Here is a 19693-nt window from a genome sequence, read left to right as displayed (position 1 = left end):
GTTCACCCCCTGCAAATCCAAACTCATTGCCAGCCAACATGATTGAATGATATCCAGATCGGGCGGAGATGAACAAAGCTGGGTACCAAATGTTTACCGCCTGCATCGCCCTCTGCGCACATGGCGTTACCCTTCCCCACTCCGCCCCGCGACGCACCCGGCCCGCCACACCGACACCACCCATCCATCCGTCCCGCCGACACGAACTCCCCCGATTGGGGCATCGGCGCCCTATCGCACTACACTGTTCCTCCGCGCGCCCCTATAGCTCAGTTGGTAGAGCTACGGACTTTTAATCCGCAGGTCGTAGGTTCGAGCCCTACTGGGGGCACACGCGTCGGGCGCCCGGTCACTCCGGGCGCCCGATCTGTTTCGCCGAGTTCTCCATGGTGGGTCATACCGGCGCCGCCGCCGCTACTCCCTCCGCAGGCCGTTCGGCGCTCCGTTTCCGACCACACTGAGCGCAGGCGGATATAGAGGCCTTCTGCCGATGAGCGCGAGTCAGGCCGCAGACGCCGTTTCCGGACAGATTCACGCCGGGTCGTGACAATAGAGCCAGAGACCCGAACGAGCCGTTGCACCGGAGTGGGTACCGGTCGGCTTGTGAGGAAGGGCACAAATGCACGGAGGGCGGGCGGGTGGCCGACCGAGGACATTGCCGCCCGGGTGGCGGCGAGCACGCCGGGGGGCGGGTTACGCGGGTGCTGTCGGTGGACGCCCCGGTCTCCGAGTTCATGTCGGCGAGTCGCCGGCCGGAACTCCGTCGGCGCGACACGGCGGGACGATCCGACTCACTCGAGCACCGGTCGCACGCGGCATGCCGGTCCGCGACCGGGTTTGTGCGGTCGAGCACGTTCTGCTAACACGTCGCGCCCCGCGTCGATAGTCCCCTCGCCACGGGTGGAACCCATACACTCGTGTGGATCACTGATCGGCGACGACGTCGTATGAGGTGGATCACCAGGGCATCGATCGTCTAACAGATGCGTTTCGCATCACACCTACGGTGCCGTAAGGTATGGCCGCATCGGTATCGGTCTACCTTGGGATGACCTGCACGACCGGAAGCACACACTGAAGGGTTCATACATGGCAAGGGATCTGACTCAACTCGAGCTTCTGACGGAGTTGGAGCCGGTTGCCGAAGAAAACGTCAACCGGCACCTCTCCATGGCAAAGGAATGGCATCCGCACGACTACGTCCCGTGGGACGACGGCCGCAATTTCGCGGCACTCGGTGGGGTCGATTGGGACCCGGAGCAGTCCCGGCTCAATGAGGTCGCGAAGGCGGCCATGGTCACCAACCTGCTGACCGAGGACAACCTGCCCTCCTATCACCGGGAGATCGCCGAGAACTTCTCGCAGGACGGCGCGTGGGGCACCTGGGTGGGCCGCTGGACCGCCGAGGAGAACCGCCACGGCATCGTCATGCGCGACTACCTCGTCGTCACCCGCGGCGTCGACCCGGTCGCCCTCGAAGAGGCCCGCATGGTCCATATGACCAACGGCTTCGCCTCTCCCGCCGAAGCCGATGCCGGGTTCCTGCATTCCGTCGCGTACGTCACCTTCCAGGAGCTCGCCACCCGGGTCAGCCACCGCAACACCGGCAAGGTCTGTGACGATCCGATCGCCGACCGCATGCTGCAGCGCGTCGCCGCCGACGAGAACCTGCACATGATCTTCTACCGCAACATGTGCGGCGCCGCCCTCGATCTGGCTCCCGACCAGGCCATCGAGGCGATCACACTGATCCTGGAGAACTTCCAGATGCCCGGCGCGGGCATGCCCAACTTCCGCCGCAACGGCGTGCTGATGGCCAAGCACGGTATCTACGACCTGCGCCAGCACCTGGAGGAAGTCGTCCAGCCGGTGCTGAAGAAGTGGAACATCTTCGAGCGCACCGACTTCACCCCCCGTGGCGAAGCGGTCCGCGAGCGCCTCGGCCTCTTCCTGGACAAGCTGGCCAAGGACGTCATCAAGTTCGAGGAGCAGCGCGACCGCATGCTCGCTCGCGAAGCCGCCAAGCGCGACCGCCAGATGGCAGGCAGCTCGGTAGGCTGACCGCCGCGACGAAGCACAACGCCGCCGTCCGGGCACTGGGCGGCGGCGCGGTATGAACGGATCGGTGTAGCGCCCCCACGGCGACATGCGCGCGGGGCCCGCGCCCCGCTCCGGCCGACGAACGTGCGGAAATGAGACACTGGTCGGCGTGACGATGACTACCGAGGCGATGGCGAAACTGCGGATCGGGCCGTATCCGGTCGATCCGCCGGTCGTGCTCGCGCCGATGGCGGGCATCACGAACCTGGCGTTCCGCAAGCTGTGCCGGGAGTTCGGCAGCCCGACCTCGATCTACGTGTGCGAGATGATCACCGCGCGGGCCGTGGTCGAGCGCAACGAGAAGACGCTGCACATGATGGCGTTCGACGCCGACGAGCATCCCCGCTCGATGCAGCTCTACGGCGTGGACCCCGCCACCCTCGGCGAAGCGGTGCGGATCATCGTCGGCGAGGGCTGGGCCGACCACATCGACCTGAACCTCGGCTGTCCCGTGCCCAAGGTCACCCGCCTCGGCGGCGGCGCCGCCCTGCCGTACAAGCGGACGCTGTTCCGGCGCATCGTGCGCGCCATGGTGAGCGCGGCCGAGCCCGCGGGGGTACCGGTCACCCTGAAGTTCCGCATCGGCATCGATGACGACCACCTCACCTACCTGGACGCAGGGCGCATCGCGGAAGCCGAGGGCGCGCGGGCGGTCGCGTTGCACGCGCGCACGGCCGCGCAGCGCTACTCCGGCCAGGCCGACTGGAGCGCGATCGCCCGGCTCAAGGAGGCCGTCACCACGATCCCGGTGCTGGGCAACGGCGACATCTTCGCCGCCGACGACGCGGTCCGCATGATGGACGAGACCGGCTGCGACGGCGTCGTCGTCGGTCGTGGCTGCCTGGGCAGGCCGTGGCTGTTCGCCGAACTGCAAGCGGCGCTGCGCGGCGAGCCGCTGCCCGCTGCTCCCGATCTGGGCCGGGTCGGCGCGGTGCTGTACCGGCACGGCGCGCTGCTGGCGGAGCATCTGGGCGAGGACAAGGCCATGCGCGATCTGCGCAAGCACATGGCCTGGTATCTGATGGGCTTCCCGGTCGGCGCGGACCTGCGGCGCGCGTTCGCCACGGTGGGCAGCCTCGCGCAACTCGAAGACCTTGTCGGACAGCTCGATCCGACCGCGCCCTTCCCGAAGGACGCGGAGGGCCCGCGCGGGCGCCAGGGCTCACCGGGCAAGGTCGCGCTGCCGCACGGCTGGCTCGACGACCCGGACGATCCCGCGGTGCCGAGAGCCGCCGATGTGATGCACAGCGGTGGGTGATAGGGCAACCGCGCAGCGAACGAAGCGCCAAACATCGTTGTGACCTGTTCTGTTTCGCCGTGGGGTGGCCCGCCGTGGCGGAATCGTTATCATTACGGGATCGGTGCCGCCGGTCCGGTGTGACCCAGGCGGAAAGCAAGACGAGAAGCGAGGTTCGTTGGTGGGTGACGATCGGCACGGGCGTTCGCCACGGCCCGGAGGTCGCGCCCCGTGGGAGCGGTATCCCGCGGAGGACTACCCAGAAGCAGACGCCGCACGCACGCCTCGTCGTTCCCGCCATGCCGATGCCACTCCCGATCAGAGTTCCGCGCCCCTGACAGTCCAGGATCTGGTCCAGCGGGTCGACAACGAACGCAGCGGCCGCAGAGGCCGTCGCGCCGAGCCCACGCCTCCCGACCCGGCCGCCGCGCCGAGCCGAGGACGCCGAGCCGAACCCCCGCCACCGGGTGCGGGCACCCCCCCGAACCGGACGCGCCGTCCCGAGCCACTACCGCCGCAGGCGGGCCCGCCACCGCAACGGGGCAACCGCGCCGAGCCGCGGCAGGAACCTCCCCGCCGCCCCGCCGACCCGGTCGCGAACCGTCCTCCGGAGCCCGCCAACGGCCGCGGCGCAGCAGCAGGTCCCCGGCGCGCACCCGACGTCCCGCCGCCGCGCCAGACCGGAAACTCACCGGTAGTCCAGGACATCACAGGCGCCACACCAGCCGCCCGCCCCACGAGCCGCCGCACCGCCGAGCGCCCGGTAGCCGCCGGGCCTGTCGCGCGTCCGGAGCCGGAGCAGGCCGAAGAGGTCACCGACATCCTTCCTCCCCTCGAAGAGCAGACGCGCGCCAAGCGCAAGGGGGTCGGCTGGCCGACCAAGGAAGGCAGAGACGCCAAGCCGAAGACCGTCGGCACCCCCGCGCAGACCCGACTGGAAGCCTCCCGGGCGCGCCGGAACAAGCGGCTGCGAGCCACCGCACGGGCCGGGATGACCGTGTGCGCCGTCCTCATCCTGCTGACCACCGGCGGCGGCTGGAGCTACCTGCGCTCGACCAGCGACAGTTTCAACCAGGTCTCCGCCCTCGACGAGAACTCCGAGGACATCGTCGATTCCAATGCCCAGCTCGGTGACGAGAACTACCTGCTCGTCGGCACCGACACCCGCGCAGGCGCCAACGGCAAGCTCGGCGCCGGCACGCTGGACGACGCCGAAGGGTCCCGCGCCGACACCACCATGCTCGTCCACATCCCGAAGAACCGGAGTCGGGTCGTCGTGGTCTCCTTCCCGCGCGACCTGGACGTGACCAGGCCGCAGTGCAACGGGTGGGACAACGAGAAGAACAGCTACACCGACGAGAAGTTCCCCTCTGCCATCGGCGACAAGCTCAACGCTGTCTACAATCTGGGCGGCCCGATGTGCCTCGTCTCCACGATCCAGCGGCTCACCGGCGCGTCGATCAATCACTTCATCGGCATCGACTTCGCCGGTTTCGAGTCCATGGTCGACAAGCTCGACGGCGTCGAGGTGTGCGCGACCAAGCCGCTCGTCGACGAAGTGCTCGGCACCATCCTCGAGCAGCCGGGCAAACAGCGCATCAACGGCGAGACCGCGCTGAACTACGTGCGCGCCAGGCATGTCTACGGTGAGGAGCGCAGCGACTACGACCGCATCAATCGGCAGCAACGCTTCCTCGCTTCGCTGCTGCGCGGCGCGCTGTCCAGCAAGGTGCTGTTCAATCCGGGCAAGCTGAACGGCTTCATCGGCGCGTTCCGCGAACACACCTGGGTCAACAAGGTGGAAACGAACGACCTGCTGATGCTGGGACGCTCACTGCAGAAAATCGATGCGGGCGCGGTTACCTTCATCACCGTCCCGACCGCAGGCACCACCTCCTACGGCAACGAGATCCCCCGCGAATCCGACATCAAGGCGATCTTCAAGGCGATCCGCGACGATCAGCCGCTGCCGGGCGAGAAGCCGACCGTCCATGACGACGCACCCGCGCCGACCCAGGCCGCGCCGACACCGACGAAGTACACGGCGGTGATGCCCTCCACCGTCTCGCTGCTGGTGTCCAACGGCTCCGGATTGGAAGGTCTGGCGCGTACGGCCGCTACCAAGCTCGGCAACCAGGGCTTCACGATCTACAACACCGCAAATTACGCCAACGGCAAATCCGCGACGACGAAGGTGCGCTACGCCGCGGGCCTGGAAGCCGAGGCCGCCACCGTGGCAACCGCGATCCCCGGCGCGACCATCGAGGCCGCCGACGATCTCGGCGGCATCGTCGAGGTCGTCATCGGAGCCGACTCGGCGAACGGCGTCACCGTGAAGGCTCCGACGCCGGTCGGTGACGAGATCACCAACGTTGTGACCAGCACCCCGACGGATACGACGCCGACCGTACTGCCCTCGGATCTGGAACACGTCAACGCGGCCGACGATATCTGCAAGTAGGCGACCGAGCCCGCCGCTCTCAGATACGTGTCGGATCAGGTTCACCGAAACGGATTCGACCGAGTTCTCATTCACCAAGCGCTGGTATCGGCCGCCTGCCCGAGCGCCTGGCGCACATGAACACCGGATTCGGCACGGCGAGTAGCGCTCGAAGGCACCTCGGTCCGAATGCGACCCAGATCACAAATCATCCCGATCGCGTCCTTCGAGCCCGGCGAGTGGGATGACTCCCGATCGTTGAATCCTCAACAGCAACCGCCGCGCTAATGATGCACACCGCTCATTCACTCCGTGTTCGTGACTTGGTCAGCGCGGCGAACTAGTGTCAGGTTCCATGCGTGTCATCTACAACGAGCAAATGGCCGAACTCGCGCACCTGCTGGGCGAGATGGCCGGCCTGGCCGGCTCGGCCATGGAGCGGGCTACCCAGTCGCTGCTCCAAGCGGACCTCGCTCTGGCGGAGCAGGTGATCGGTGAATCCGACCGGATCGCCGAGCTGATCCAGGACGCCGAGGAGAAGGCCTTCGCTTTGCTCGCGCTGCAGGCGCCGGTCGCCGGCGATTTGCGGCAAGTGGTGAGCACCATCCAGATCGTCGGCGACGTCAACCGGATGGGGGCGCTCGCACTGCACGTGGCCAAAGTCGCTCGCAGGCGTCATCCGAACCACGCGCTACCCGAAGCCGTGAACGGCTACTTCGCCGAGATGGGGCGCATCGCGGTGAACATGGGTTCCGGCGCCCGCGAGGTGCTCGAGACCCGCGACCCCGAGCGCGCCGCGCAGTTGAACGAGGACGACGAGGCGATGGACGATCTGCATCGTCACCTCTTCACGCTGCTCATGGACCGGGACTGGAAGTACGGCGTGGCCGCCGCCGTGGACGTCACGCTGCTCGGCCGCTACTACGAGCGCTTCGCCGATCACGCGGTCGAAATCGGCCGCCGGGTCATCTTCCTGGTCACCGGCATCCTCCCGCCCGACCCGGATGCGGAGGGATAACCGAAGGGCTTGCTGGGCTTGACGTTTCGCGGGCGGCGAATGATAGATTGAGGCGCACCGGGGCGGGATAGCTCGGGTATAGCGTTACGCCGGAGGGGATCCGGTACGAAGGGGGGCGTTATGAACGTCGATCCAGCAGAGCTACGTGCGCTGGCCGCGTCGATGGACAAAATCGGCGGTGATATCGGCGCTTTGACCGTGCGCGCCACTACAGACGGGCTCGGCAACGTTCTGCCGGGTTCGTCGCTGAGCGATGTGTGCTCGACGGCAGGCACGAATCTCGAAGACGCGTGGCGGCGTATGGCCATGCGCTGCAAGCGTGTCTCGAATATCGCGAAGGGCGGCGCCGCCAATTACGAGGTATCCGACCAGGAGTTTCGCGCCGGGCTCGACGCGATGGGCGCACAACTGTGAGGACCACGAACGCGACGCCCACCCTCAGCCAGGTGCGTTCGGAATGGCAGCCGTGGAAATTGAGCGAAGCCGGAACGGAAATACGAACTCGTAACGGCGAATTCGTCACGCTGATCGATGAGACGGTCACGCAGATCCGCGCAGCGGGCGCGCATTGGAGCGGCGACGCCTACTACGCCGCCTACGACCGGATCGCCGGCGATCGCGACGCCGCGAACAAGGTTGCGCTGGACACCGAGGAACTCGCGCAAACGTTGATCGACAGCGGCACCAGCCTGGCAGGTTTCCGCCAGGCATTGCTGGACAAGGTCGACCAGGCCGTAGCGGCCGGATTCACCGTCTCCGAGGATTGGCAGGTTACTCCGGGCCCCGGCGGCTCGGATGAGGACGGCGAATCCCAGTACACCCATCAGACCGCCATCACCACCGCGCTGAACGAATTGCTGGGCACCCAGTCGGATCTCGCCACCAAGATCGAGCAGGCAAGCGGGGACGTCCGTGCCCGCAGTGAACAGCTCGGCGACGGCGACCCGCTCGACAGCGGCCAGGCGCCGGAGGGCGACCCGATGCTCGCGGTGTACAGCCAACCATCCGGCGCGCCCACCGGCGATCAGCCGGAGGATCAGTCGAAGCAGGAGGACAAGGCGGCCGCCCCCACCACACCGGCGGGGACGCCACAGGCGAGTCCGATCGCCGCCGATCAATCCGGCAAGCAAGACGGAACCGACCAACCCGGGAAACAGGACGGAACCGATCAATCCGGGAAGCAAGACGGCGCCGATCAATCCGGGAAGAAGGACGAGAACAAGACCGGCGACGGTACGGAAACGAACAAATCCGGCCAACCCGCTTCCACCGGTGCGGCCAGCGACCCGAATTCGTGGAAGCCGTCGGACGTGACAACTCTCATCTCCACGATCGGCCAGATCACCGGCAACGTGCCCACCTTGATCGAGTCCGTGAGCAAGTTGGACGACAATCTCGCCGACATCATCAAAGCGGGCGGCGAGGCGGGCAAGAACCTGATCGAGTCCACCGCTACGGCGGCGGAGAAGTTCGCGAATGCGGCTGACACGGTGATCACCAGCGTCGACCGTGCGGCCGATGGCACGCCCGCGACTTCCCCGGCTACCGGCGACCCGGCCAAGGCCGAAACGCCGGCGCCCACCGATCCCGCCACCGACCCGAACGCGAAAGCCACCGATTCGGCGGCGGATAGCTCGGCGAAGACCGACGAGAGCAAGGCCGACAAATCGAAGACGGACAACTCGGCGAGCACCGATAACAGCAAAGCCGACAAACCGAATTCCTCGCAGCCCGCGGAATCCAACCCGAACCAACCGGACTCCGTCCGGACCGCGAGCTATACCGGCACGGAATCCGCCAACCCCGGCGGTACTCCCGCGCCTGGTTCCCCGTCGACCGCTCCGGCGAGCACCGGTCTGCTCGGCGCACCAGCGGCGAGCAGGCAATCGGATTCGGAACACACGCGTCGAGTACAAGCAGAGCCGACCCCGCTGTTCGAGACCCCGCACGCCAACGAGTAGCGGCAGCGTATTCCCTGCGCCGAATATGGCGAAGGCCCTGGACAGCAATACGCTGGCCAGGGCCTTCGCTTCGCTCAGCCGCGTGGAACGCGGGCTGCGCCGGGGGGATTTAACCGAAGCGGCCGGAGATGTAGTCCTCCGTGGCCTTCTGCGACGGGTTGGAGAAGATCTTCTCGGTGTCGTCGATCTCGATCAGCTTGCCCGGCCTGCCCTGGGCCTCCAGGTTGAAGAAGCCGGTCTGGTCACTCACACGCGCGGCCTGCTGCATGTTGTGGGTGACGATGACGATGGTGAATTCCTTCTTCAGCTCGGTGATCAGGTCCTCGATCGCCAAGGTGGAGATCGGGTCCAGCGCCGAACAGGGCTCGTCCATGAGCAGCACGTCGGGCGACACGGCGATAGCGCGCGCGATGCACAGACGCTGCTGCTGACCGCCGGAGAGGCCGCCGCCCGGCTTGTCCAGGCGGTCCTTGACCTCGTTCCACAGGTTGGCGCCGCGCAGCGAGCGCTCGGCAACCTCGTCGAGCTCCTTCTTGTTGCGCACACCCTGCAGCTTCAGGCCCGCGACCACGTTGTCCTTGATGGACATGGTGGGGAACGGGTTCGGCCGCTGGAAGACCATGCCGATGGTGCGGCGCACACCTACCGGGTCGACCTGGGTGCCGTAGATGTCCTCGCCGTCCAGCAGCACCGCGCCTTCGACCCTGGCGTTCGGGGTTACCTCGTGCATTCGGTTGAGCGAACGCAGCACGGTGGACTTGCCACAGCCCGAGGGACCGATGAAGGCGGTCACGCTGCGCGGCAGCACGGTCAGCGAGACATCGGAAACGGCATGGAACTTGCCGTAGTAGATGTTCAGATCTTTGACGTCGATCCGCTTGGCCATTTTCGGTAATCCGTTCCGCTTCTATCGGTTCCGGGTGAGCAGGCGGTTGAGGACCGCAGCCGCGAGGTACAGGAAGGCGATGATGAGAATGAGGGTCAGAGCCGCGCCCCAGACCCGCTCGCGTCCGGCAGCTTCGGGGTTCGCCAACTCCTGGTAGATCAGCAGCGGAAGCGACGCCATATTGCCGTCGAAGATGTTCGTGTTGATCGACTTGCTGTAGCCGACCAGCACCAGCACGGGAGCGGTCTCACCCATCACCCTGGCGATCGCAAGCAGGATGCCGCTGATCATGCCGGGCAGCGCGGTCGGCACCACGATCCGGACGATGGTCTTCCACTTCGGGATGCCCAGCGCGTAGGACGCCTCGCGTAGTTCGTCGGGCACCAGTTTGAGCATTTCCTCGGTGCTGCGAACCACCACCGGCAACATCAGCAAGACCAACGCCAGCGACACCGCGAGCGAACTCTGCGGGAAGCCGAGGGTCGCGATCCACAGCGCGAAGATGAACAGCGCCGCGACGATCGACGGCACGCCGGCCAGGATGTCGACCATGAAGGTGGTGGTCTTGGCCAGCACGCCGCGGCCGTACTCGACCAGATACACCGCGGCCATGATGCCCAGCGGCACGGCGATCACCGTCGCGACCAGCGACTGCACGAGGGTGCCGTAGATGGCGTGGTAGACGCCGCCCGCGACCTGATTGGGCAGCACACCCTTCAGGGAGTTCTGCCACCAGTTCAGCCGGACCACGGCGCCGATCCCCTTGGTGATCACCATGATCAGCACCCAGGCCAGCGGCACGAGCGCGATACCGAACGCCAGCCAGACCAAGCCGGTCGCGAGGTTGTTGCGCACCTTGCGGGAGAAACTCACATCCCGGAAGGTGGGCGGCTTGATCGGCCGGTCCAGAGTCGAGGTGGTCATCACCCGTTCACCCTTCCGCCCGCGGCGAGACGAGCCAGCGCATTCACGACGAAGGTCAGCGCGAACAGCACGAAGCCTGCCGCGATGTACGCGCCGGTCGGCAGCGGGTCACTGAATTCCGCCGCGGCCGAGGCGATTTTGGAGGCGAAGGTGTAGCCGCCGTCGAACACCGACCACTGTCCCGGCTGCGCGGCCGTCTTCAGCACGATGAGTACGGCGATCGTCTCGCCGAGCGCGCGGCCGAGGCCGAGCATGGCGCCCGCGATCATGCCGCTGCGACCGTAGGGCAGCACCGTCATCCGCACGACTTCCCATTTCGTCGCGCCGAGCGCCTGCGCCGCCTCGATGTGCGCGCGGGGGGTGAGGTTGAACACCTCACGGCTGACCGACGTGATGATCGGCAGGATCATCACCGCGAGCACGACGCCCGCTGTGAAGATCGTGCCGCCGCTGGCCAGCGGGATATTGCCGTCCGAGAAGAGGAACAGCCATCCGAGGTTGTCGTTCAGGAAGGTCTGGATCGGCTCCAATTGCGGAGCCAGGACCAGGATTCCCCACAGACCGAACACGATCGAGGGCACCGCCGCGAGGAGATCGACGACCACCGAGAACGGCCGCGCCAGCGTCTTCGGCGCGTAGTGCGTCAAGAACAGCGCGATGCCGATGCCGATCGGAACGGCGAGCACCAGAGCGAAGATCGAGCTCAGCACCGTCACCATGAACAGATCGCGGATGCCGAAACGGAGGTTGTTGGCATCCGAGGTGTTGAAGTCGGTGCTGGTGAAGAAGTTCGCCTCGTTCGCCAGCACCGACGGCACCGCTCGGATCAGCAGGAACAGCGCGATCAGCGCGATGGCAGCGACGATGATCGCACCCGCGGTCGTCGCCAGCGAGCGGAAGATGATCTCCGCTCGGGGGCTGTGCGGGCGACCGCTCCTGGCGGCCGGTTCGTTGCTCGGCTTGCTCGGCATGAGCGCAGTATCTCCGCCTGCTCGCTGGTCGGTCGAATCCGACTGACCAGCGGCGGCGACCTCGTCGTGCACGGTCATGTGGGGTCTGCTATCAGGAGATGGCGTTGATGGCGGTGGTCAGCTTGGTCTTGAACTGCTCCGGGATCGGGATGTACCCGGCCTCGTCCAGACCCTGCTGACCGTTGGTGACCGCGGAGGTGAGGAAAGCCTTCACCGCCTTGGCCGTGTTCGCGTCGGCGTACTTCGAGCACACGATCTCGTAGGTCGGCATCACGATCGGGTACGCGCCCGCCGCCGACGGCTTGTAGAACGAGGAGGTGTCGATGATCAGGTCGTTGCCCTGGCCCGAGATCTTCGCCGACTCGATCGCCTTGCCCGCCGACTCGACGCTCAGCGTCACCGGGTCCTTGCTGGCCGAGGTGATGATGCGCGCGATCGAGAGGTTCTGCGCCTTCGCGAACGACCACTCGTTGTACGTGATGGCGTTCTTGGTGGTCTTCACCGCGGCCGAGGTGCCCTCGTTGCCCTTCGAGCCCGCGCCGACGCCGCCGTTGAAGGCCTTGCCCGCGCCCTTGCCCCAGGCGCCGTCGGAAGCGGCGTCCAGGTAGAGCTGGAAGTTGTCCGTGGTGCCCGACTCGTCGCTGCGGAAGATCACCGCGATCGGCTCGGACGGCAGCTTGGCGTTCGGGTTCAGCGCCTTGATCTCGGGAGCGTCCCAGGTGGTCACGGCGCCGTTGAAGATCTTGGCGGCGGTCGGGCCGTCCAGCGCGAGGTCGGTCACGCCGTCGATGTTGTAGGTGATCGCGACGGGGCCGAACACGGTCGGCAGGTTCCACGCCGGCGAGGCGCAGCGCTCGGCGGCCTTCTTCGGCTCGTCCTTCTTCGAGCTCAGCGGCGAGTCGGAGCCACCGAAATCGGTCTGTCCGCCGATGAATTCGCTCACACCGGCGCCCGAGCCGCTGGAGGTGTAGTTCAGCGTGGCGCCGTCGCAGTTCTTCTCGTACGCGGCGATGAAGCGCTCCATCGCGTTCTTCTGCGCCGAGGAGCCACTGGCCTTGAGGGCCTCCTTGCCGCCACAGGCGACGTCGACCTTGGCCACGTTGCCCGTGTCGGTCGAGGTGTTGTCGTCACTGCCACAGGCGGCCAGCGTCATGGCGCCGACGGCCAGCACACCGACCAGGGCGCTGCTGCGCTTGAAATTCACGTATTCCTCCGGAATGGCGTCCTACTCGTCCGGTCCCTCACCGGCCCGGACGGGTGTCGTGGTGCTGTTCGCGGGGAACTTGCGCACCAGGCAGCAGTGTGCTGCCCTCACACAACCTAAGGTCACGTGGTTGACAGTTGGACCGACCTGAGTGAACGGAGAGTGAACAGGCTGGCGCGATTGCCCCTGGTGCATGTGACGTTTGCCCCAGTTTTACTCGGCGATAGCCGGTCTGCCGCTTGCTATTCAGCCGCGGCGTAGGCGACGTCGACGTGGGCGGGCGCGAAGCCGAGCCGGGTATACGTGCGCACCGCGGCGACGTTGTCCGCCTCGGTGTAGAGCAATACCTCGGGCACCCCGCGATCCCGCAGGTGGCGCAAGCCGGCCAGGGTGAGCAGCCGACCGAGGCCGCGCCCCTGCGCAGCGGGGTCGATGCCGACCACGTAGACCTCCCCGAGCGGCGGATCCTCCGCGTAATGCACCTTGGTCCAGTGAAAACCGAGCAGCCGGTCGGGGACGGCGGCATCGAACGCGAGAAACAGGCCAGCCGGGTCGAACCACGACTCGGCCCGGCGGATCTCGATGTCGCGTGCGGTCCAGCCGCCCTGCTCGGGATGCCAGGCGAAGGCGGCGCCGTTCACCCGTACCAATTCCGCGTCGTCGGCGGCACCGGCATAGGTGCGCACCGTGATGCTCTCCGGCACCGCCAATTCCGGTAGCTCTGAAGTAGCCAAGGAGCGCCGCATCTGCCACAGCTCCCGCGCCGTACGCAGCCCGAGCCGCGCCGCGACGGCTTTCGCCGCCGGCCGGTCGCCGTGCGCCCAGACCCGCGCGCCCGGACCGCCCGCGGCCAGGGCGGCCGTGACCAGATCGGTCCCCAACCCGTGGCCGCGCTGGGACGGATCCACCGCCACCTCGGCCATCGCGGGATGTCCGCCGTGCGCAGGCACCAGATTCGCGTAACCGGCGATCGCACCGTCGCGTCGCGCGAGCAGATGGCGCGCTCCGGCGCCGTCGCCCGAAGTCAGCGACAGCACGGCTTGCTCCGAGATCGGGGCGACCCCGTCCGCCGCCGTGGCACGCGCCAGCAGATCGGTGATCGCCCGCGCCGTGCCCGGGTCGGGACGGTCGGTCCACTCTGTCGTCGCGCCGCTCATCGGCCTCCGTTCATCGAGCCAGCCGGCCCCGCGCGGGACCCGCTCCTGGAAACGTCGCAGAAGCCCGCGGCATTTCGGCCGATGCCCGCACTATCGGGACTCCGGCCACCGACCGCGGGAATTCACTGTGCGGAGCCGTTGACCGGCGTGAGCGGGGAATCGTCGGTGCCCTCGTTCTCGTCCTCCGGGAAATTCACCGGCTCGCCCTTGGCCGCCGCGCGCGACGGGCGCACGGCCTTGTAACCGACATTGCGCACCGTGCCGATCAGCGACTCGTACTCGCTGCCGAGCTTGGCGCGCAACCGCCGCACGTGCACGTCGACGGTGCGGGTGCCGCCGAAGAAGTCGTAGCCCCACACCTCCTGCAGCAGCTGCGCGCGGGTGAACACCCGGCCCGCGTGCTGCGCGAGGTACTTCAGCAGCTCGAACTCCTTGTAGGTGAGGTCGAGCGGGCGGCCACGCAGCCGCGCGGTATAGGTGCCCTCATCGATGACCAGCTCACCGAGGGTGATCTTGCCGGTGTTCTCCGGGCTGGCCACGCCGCCGTTGCGCCCCACGAGCAGCCGCAGCCTGGCGTCGAGCTCGGCGGGGCCGGTGCCGGGCAGCAGGATGTCGTCGAGTCCCCAGTCCGCGTTCACCGCGACCAGGCCCCCCTCGGTGAGCACCGCGACGACCGGCACGGAGGACCCGGTGCTGCCGAGCAGGCGGCACAGGCCGCGGGCGGCGGCCAGGTCGGTCCGGGCGTCCACCAGGGCGACGTCCGCGGTGCCTGCCTCGAGCAGTGAGGCCACCTCGGTGGGCGCGGGCCGCACGTTGTGGGCCAGCAACGCCAGCGAGGGCAACACCGACTCGGGGTTGGGGTCGGAGGTAAGCAGGAGCAGCTCCACAGGGCCCTCCTCCCATCTCGTAGCCACGCGGATGCGGCAGCACCGCCGCGGCCGCGTCGCTAATCACAGGTAATCGGATGCAAGATTAGCGCGTAACAAGGCATGACCACGCATTCCGGGTGTGCGGCCGCACCCGCCGCCACCCGGGAGCCCGGCGCGGGACAACCGATATGGTGCCTACATGGGTTGCGTACCGGGCAGCCCTGCCACCGGCGGGACGCCCGGCACGACACCAGGACGTGCGCCGCGCGGCTCCCAGCCGCCGCGGCCCGAGACCCGGAGAGACGGGGGAGCATGCGCAAGCTGATCATCGGCCTGCTGTGTCTGGCGGGATTCGCCGTCGTCGCCGACTTCAGCACCGCCGCCTACTCGGAGTACCGCGTGTCCCGAGCGCTGCGCGACGGCGCCGATCTCACCGCCGATCCCGAGGTGACCATTCACGGTTTCCCGTTCTTCGGCCAGGCCTGGGACAGCCGCTACGACCACGTGGAGATCAGGGCGCGCGCCAAGCGCGCGGACATCCCCGGCGAGACCGCGCTGGAGGCGACGCTGACCGGGGTGCGGCTGCCGGTCGGCGAGTTGGTCGACGGCAGTCTGCGTGCCGTCCCCGTGGAGCGGGTGGACAGCCGGTTGCGCGTGGAGCCCACCGAACTGGGCAGGCTGTTCACCATTCCCGATCTCCAGGTGCATTCGCGGCCCGCGGACAAGTCCGACGGGACCGGTGGATCGGGCGGTTCCGGCATGACCACCACCGGCGCACTGGTGCTCACCGGCACCCTGCCGGAGACCCCCGGCGCGCAGTACGGCGGGGAGAAGGTCAGCGTGCAAGCCGATCTGTTCCTCGACGGCGACCAGGTGAAGATCGTCGCGACCGGCTTCTATCGCGGCCCGCCCGGCACCGAGACCATGCCTGTGGCGGTGATCACCGAGGCCGATCGCCCCGCGGTGCTCGCCCGGTTCACCCGTACCATCGACACCAAGGAGTTGCCGTTCGGTGTCCGGCCCACCAAGGTCTCCGCCCAGGGCGGTCAGATCGTCGTGGAGGGCAAGGGCGTGAACGTCACGATCGACCTCGACCGATTGCAGCGACCATGATCCAGATCACCATTTTGGCAGTGGTACTGCTCGCCGCGCTGGCGGTGGGCATCCTGCTGCGCAGGCGCGAAGGCAAGGTCCGCGCCGGCGCGAGCATCGACGCGTCCGAGCCGGCCCGCGCCGAACTGCTCGCCGCCGTCGGCGTGACCGGAGCCGGTCCCACCGTGCTGCATTTCTCCGCCGAATGGTGCGGCCCGTGCGCGGCGGTTCGCCGCGTAGTTGCCAATGTCACCGGCCAGCTCGCGGGATCACCGCAGCCGCCGCAGGACATCGAGGTGGACATCGACGCCGAGCCCGCGCTCGCGCGGGAGTTGAACGTGCTCTCGCTGCCCACCACGTTCGTCTTCGACACCGCGGGCCGGGAGCGGTTCCGTATCTCCGGCGTGCCCAAGGACACCGATCTGCACTCCGCCCTCGAGCCGCTCACCGCGGCGGCCTGAGCTGCGCGGACAAGCCCCCTGGACGGAAGTGATCCACCCCGGGTCCAATTCTCCCGCCGAATTGGGTAAACTGCTTGACGTGCTTTCCAACCACGAGCTGATGCTCACCCGACGCCGCACAGTGGATCTGTGTCGGCTCGGTGGTTGTTGCTGCCTGTGCCGCTGATCGGTCGGCTTCCCCGGGATTTCCTGACGCCGACCTTTGTCCGCCGCGCGAGTGATCGAACGATCCCCCGGCGAATTGGCAAATCTTCAGTCATCGGACTTATTCAGCGCAGGAGTACGCACAATGTCCACCGAGATCCGTAACAGTTCCGGAACCACTCCCATTGCCACCGACCAGGTCGACGTACGCGGACCGCGTTTCGTCGCCTGGGTCACCACCGGCGTGCTCGTCCTCGTCCTGCTCGCCGCCGCGGTCTCGCCGGTCGCTGCGGCGGTCCTGATCGCCCTGCAGGCGGTCGTCTTCGCGCTCGGCGCCGCCCTGGGCCCGCGCCGCCACCCGTACGGTCGGATCTACGCGGCCGTCGTCGCGCCGCGTCTCGCGCCGGCCGGTGCGACCGAGCCGACGGCTCCGCTGCGATTCGCGCAGCTGCTCGGTTTCGTCTTCGCGGCCGTCAGCCTGCTGGGCTTCGCGCTCGGCTCCACAGTCGTCGGCGCGGTATTCGCCGGCTTCGCCCTGTTCGCGGCGTTCCTGAACGCGGCGTTCGGGATCTGCCTGGGCTGCCGGATCTATCCGCTGGCAGCCCGCCTCCGCCGGAGCCCGTCACCGGCATCGAACTGACCCTGCACGTCATCTCTGAAAGGAAAACAATGGCTCGCTCCGATGTCCTGGTCTCCGTTGACTGGGCCGAAGAGAACCTCAACGCCCCCGGCGTCGTCTTCGTCGAGGTCGACGAGGACACCTCCGCCTACGACGGTGGTCACATCGAAGGTGCCGTCCGGCTCGACTGGAAGAAGGACCTGCAGGATCAGGTTCGTCGCGACTTCGTGAACCAGGAGCAGTTCTCCGATCTGCTCTCGGCGCGCGGGATCTCCAACGACGACGAGGTCATCCTGTACGGCGGCAACAACAACTGGTTCGCCGCGTACGCCTACTGGTACTTCAAGCTGTACGGCCACAACAACGTCAAGCTGCTCGACGGTGGCCGCAAGAAGTGGGAGCTGGACGGCCGTCCGCTGTCCACCGAGCCGGTGAACCGCCCCGCCACCCAGTACAAGGCCTCCGCGCCCGACCTGTCCATTCGCGCCTTCCGCGACGAGGTCATCGCCGCCATCGGCACGAAGAACCTGGTCGACGTGCGTTCTCCTGACGAGTTCACCGGCAAGATCCTGGCGCCCGCGCACCTGCCGCAGGAGCAGAGCCAGCGTCCGGGCCACATCCCCGGCGCCATCAACGTGCCGTGGAGCAAGGCCGCGAACGAGGACGGCACCTTCAAGTCCGACGCCGAGCTGACCGAGATCTACAAAGAAGCCGGCCTGGACGGCGAGAAGGAGACCATCGCGTACTGCCGGATCGGCGAGCGCTCCTCGCACACCTGGTTCGTGCTGCAGGAGCTGCTCGGCCACCAGAACGTCAAGAACTACGACGGGAGCTGGACCGAATACGGCTCCCTCGTCGGCGCTCCGATCGAGTTGGGAGAGTAATCGATATGTGTGCAGCACCTACTCAGGGTCAGGCCATCCCGGCCGGAGTCGACGTGGAGAAGGAGACGGTCATCACCGGCCGTGTCCTGAGCACCGACGGCCAGCCGGTGGGCGGGGCGTTCGTGCGCCTGCTCGACGGCAACGGTGATTTCACCGCCGAGGTCGTCGCCTCGGGCACCGGTGACTTCCGGTTCTTCGCGGCTCCCGGCTCGTGGACCGTTCGCGCGCTGTCCTCGGCGGGCAACGGCTCCGCCGAGGTGCGCCCCGAAGGCGCGGGCATCCACTCGGTGGACGTCGCGGTCGCCAAGTAATACATCGCACTCACGCCGACGGCCCCGGTCGTTTTCCGCTCCGCGGAAGCGCCGGGGCCGTTTGCGTGCCGCCGCGAGCGGGTCGTTAGACTCGGGATCGTGGTCCTCTTCTTCGAGATTCTGCTGGTGGCCGTGGCCGTGCTGATCGGCTGGTTCGGCCTCTACGTCTTCTACCGGCTGTTCACCGAATCATGAGCGAACTCGCGAGCGAAGGTTCCAACCCGGCCGAGCGAGCGAGTGAACAACTGAACGGTAACGCTCCGGCCGACGCCGCCGGCCGCCGCAGCGGCGACCAGGCCGTGGCCGACGCCGCCGAACGGGCGAAGTCGACCGGCGCCCGGAACATCCCGGTCCTGCCGGATCTTCCGCTGCCCGACGACACCGCCAATCTGCGGCTCGGCCCGGATCTGAGCGCCTCCATGCTCGCGCTGCTCCCCCTGGTGGGCGTGTGGCGCGGCGAGGGCGAGGGCAACGACCCCGAGCGCGGCGACTACCGGTTCGGCCAGCAGATCGTCGTCTCGCACGACGGCGGCGACTACCTGGCCTGGGAGTCGCGGTCCTGGGTCATCGGCGCGGAGGGCGGTTACGACGGCCCCGACCTGCGGGAGAGCGGGTTCTGGCGGGTCGGCATCGACGGCGACGACGAGGTCATCGAATTGCTGCTGGCGCACAGCGGCGGCATCGTGGAGCTGTTCTACGGGCAGGCGCTGACCCAGTCGTCCTGGGAACTGGCCACCGACGTGGTGATCCGCAGCCAGTCCGGCGTCGTCGTAGGCGGCGCCAAGCGCCTCTACGGCATCGTCGAGGGCGGCGACCTGGCCTACGTCGAGGAGCGCGTGGTAGCCGACGGCCCCCTCGAACCCCGCCTGTCCGCCCGTCTCCAGCGCTACATCGGCTGATCCGGGCTCTGCCGCGCGACCAGGTGATCAACCGTGCTACTCGTACCGGTTCGACCGGCACGAGTAGCGGGCGCGCGAGGTCATCTCACGCGACGGCGGTCCCCTCGAGCTCGACCATCTGGCCGGGGATCGCCAGCCGTGTCACACCCAGCATCGTGGTGGTCGGTGCCACCCCGGCCGCGCCCAACCGCGAGGCCAGCACGCCGTAGTGCGAGAAGAGCAGATCGACGTCGGTGGTGTAGACATTGAGCCGGACGAGGTTCGCCAGGGACATGCCGGCCTCGCCGAGCACGGCCTCCAGGTTGTCGAGGCTCAGCGCCACTTGTGCCGCCATGTCACCGTCATGCTGGGGCTTGCCATCGCCGCTCATCGCGGTCTGCCCGGAGCAGTACAGGGTCCGGGTGTGCCCGGAGACGATCTCACCCTGGTTGAATCCCAGCTCCGCCGCCCACGTCACCGGGTTGACCGCCGTTCGTTCCAGCACCACATCAGCTCCAATCCATCGAGAATCCGTAC

Annotated in this window: 19 protein-coding genes and 1 tRNA gene; 13 read left to right on the top strand and 7 right to left on the bottom strand. The window is 67.6% G+C overall.

Annotated features, from left to right (window positions below; genetic code table 11):
- The first annotated feature begins 258 nt into the window (after nt 1-258).
- The 7 genes from HOV91_RS10880 to HOV91_RS10850 all read left to right on the top strand — a co-directional run bounded on the left by HOV91_RS10880 (nt 259) and on the right by HOV91_RS10850 (nt 8756).
- A tRNA-Lys gene (locus HOV91_RS10880) sits at nt 259-331 on the top strand.
- A gap of 758 nt (nt 332-1089) precedes the next feature.
- The gene (locus tag HOV91_RS10875; protein ID WP_174185323.1) at nt 1090-2061 is read left to right on the top strand and encodes an acyl-ACP desaturase; all 972 of its coding nucleotides are present in this window, start codon (nt 1090-1092) and stop codon (nt 2059-2061) included.
- A gap of 169 nt (nt 2062-2230) precedes the next feature.
- Nucleotides 2231-3358, top strand: a complete 1128-nt coding sequence (gene dusB / locus HOV91_RS10870) for a tRNA dihydrouridine synthase DusB (protein ID WP_217440144.1) — start codon at nt 2231-2233, stop codon at nt 3356-3358.
- Nucleotides 3359-3518: 160 nt separating this feature from the next.
- Nucleotides 3519-5798, top strand: a complete 2280-nt coding sequence (locus tag HOV91_RS10865) for an LCP family protein (RefSeq protein WP_174185322.1) — start codon at nt 3519-3521, stop codon at nt 5796-5798.
- A 334-nt stretch (nt 5799-6132) separates the two neighbouring features.
- Entirely contained in the window at nt 6133-6795 is a 663-nt protein-coding gene (gene phoU / locus HOV91_RS10860; RefSeq protein ID WP_043719140.1) for a phosphate signaling complex protein PhoU, read from the top strand.
- Nucleotides 6796-6915: 120 nt separating this feature from the next.
- The gene (locus HOV91_RS10855; protein WP_174185321.1) at nt 6916-7209 is read left to right on the top strand and encodes a hypothetical protein; all 294 of its coding nucleotides are present in this window, start codon (nt 6916-6918) and stop codon (nt 7207-7209) included.
- Entirely contained in the window at nt 7206-8756 is a 1551-nt protein-coding gene (locus HOV91_RS10850; protein ID WP_174185320.1) for a hypothetical protein, read from the top strand. Before HOV91_RS10855 ends, HOV91_RS10850 begins: the two co-directional genes overlap by 4 nt.
- Before the next feature lie 109 nt (nt 8757-8865).
- Here HOV91_RS10850 and pstB read toward each other — a convergent pair whose 3' ends face one another.
- The 6 genes from pstB to HOV91_RS10820 all read right to left on the bottom strand — a co-directional run bounded on the left by pstB (nt 8866) and on the right by HOV91_RS10820 (nt 14785).
- Nucleotides 8866-9642, bottom strand: a complete 777-nt coding sequence (gene pstB / locus HOV91_RS10845; RefSeq protein ID WP_174185319.1) for a phosphate ABC transporter ATP-binding protein PstB — start codon at nt 9640-9642, stop codon at nt 8866-8868.
- 21 nt (nt 9643-9663) lie between these two features.
- Entirely contained in the window at nt 9664-10566 is a 903-nt protein-coding gene (gene pstA / locus HOV91_RS10840; protein WP_174185318.1) for a phosphate ABC transporter permease PstA, read from the bottom strand.
- Nucleotides 10566-11537, bottom strand: a complete 972-nt coding sequence (gene pstC / locus HOV91_RS10835) for a phosphate ABC transporter permease subunit PstC (protein ID WP_174185329.1) — start codon at nt 11535-11537, stop codon at nt 10566-10568. Before pstC ends, pstA begins: the two co-directional genes overlap by 1 nt.
- Before the next feature lie 91 nt (nt 11538-11628).
- Nucleotides 11629-12741, bottom strand: coding sequence for a phosphate ABC transporter substrate-binding protein PstS (gene pstS / locus HOV91_RS10830; RefSeq protein WP_174185317.1), 1113 nt, complete (start codon nt 12739-12741; stop codon nt 11629-11631).
- Between the two features lie 242 nt (nt 12742-12983).
- A complete protein-coding gene (gene mshD / locus HOV91_RS10825; protein WP_174185316.1) occupies nt 12984-13898 on the bottom strand; it encodes a mycothiol synthase in 915 nt (304 codons plus the stop codon).
- Nucleotides 13899-14020: 122 nt separating this feature from the next.
- Nucleotides 14021-14785, bottom strand: coding sequence for a winged helix-turn-helix transcriptional regulator (locus HOV91_RS10820; protein WP_174185315.1), 765 nt, complete (start codon nt 14783-14785; stop codon nt 14021-14023).
- Nucleotides 14786-15079: 294 nt separating this feature from the next.
- On the opposite strand from HOV91_RS10820, the gene HOV91_RS10815 reads away from it, so the two are divergent.
- The 6 genes from HOV91_RS10815 to HOV91_RS10790 all read left to right on the top strand — a co-directional run bounded on the left by HOV91_RS10815 (nt 15080) and on the right by HOV91_RS10790 (nt 19177).
- Entirely contained in the window at nt 15080-15880 is an 801-nt protein-coding gene (locus tag HOV91_RS10815) for an LmeA family phospholipid-binding protein (protein ID WP_174185314.1), read from the top strand.
- Nucleotides 15877-16320, top strand: a complete 444-nt coding sequence (locus HOV91_RS10810) for a thioredoxin family protein (protein WP_174185313.1) — start codon at nt 15877-15879, stop codon at nt 16318-16320. Before HOV91_RS10815 ends, HOV91_RS10810 begins: the two co-directional genes overlap by 4 nt.
- Nucleotides 16321-16609: 289 nt before the next feature.
- Nucleotides 16610-17104, top strand: coding sequence for a DUF4395 domain-containing protein (locus tag HOV91_RS10805; protein ID WP_174185312.1), 495 nt, complete (start codon nt 16610-16612; stop codon nt 17102-17104).
- Nucleotides 17105-17133: 29 nt separating this feature from the next.
- Entirely contained in the window at nt 17134-17967 is an 834-nt protein-coding gene (locus tag HOV91_RS10800) for a sulfurtransferase (protein ID WP_159842241.1), read from the top strand.
- A gap of 5 nt (nt 17968-17972) precedes the next feature.
- Nucleotides 17973-18278, top strand: a complete 306-nt coding sequence (locus HOV91_RS10795) for a DUF1416 domain-containing protein (protein ID WP_043686601.1) — start codon at nt 17973-17975, stop codon at nt 18276-18278.
- 191 nt (nt 18279-18469) lie between these two features.
- On the top strand, nt 18470-19177 hold the full coding sequence (locus tag HOV91_RS10790; protein WP_174185311.1) for a heme-binding beta-barrel domain-containing protein: 708 nt from the start codon (nt 18470-18472) through the stop codon (nt 19175-19177).
- 85 nt (nt 19178-19262) lie between these two features.
- Here the strand turns inward: HOV91_RS10790 and HOV91_RS10785 are convergent, their stop codons facing one another.
- Complete coding sequence (locus HOV91_RS10785) at nt 19263-19658, bottom strand: RidA family protein (RefSeq protein WP_174185328.1); 396 nt, start codon at nt 19656-19658, stop codon at nt 19263-19265.
- Between the last annotated feature and the right edge of the window lie 35 nt (nt 19659-19693).

Origin of the sequence: Nocardia barduliensis, assembly GCF_013315795.1 — a bacterium.
In the GTDB taxonomy this organism is placed as follows: domain Bacteria; phylum Actinomycetota; class Actinomycetes; order Mycobacteriales; family Mycobacteriaceae; genus Nocardia; species Nocardia barduliensis.
This window is presented reverse-complemented; position numbering and strand designations above follow the sequence as displayed.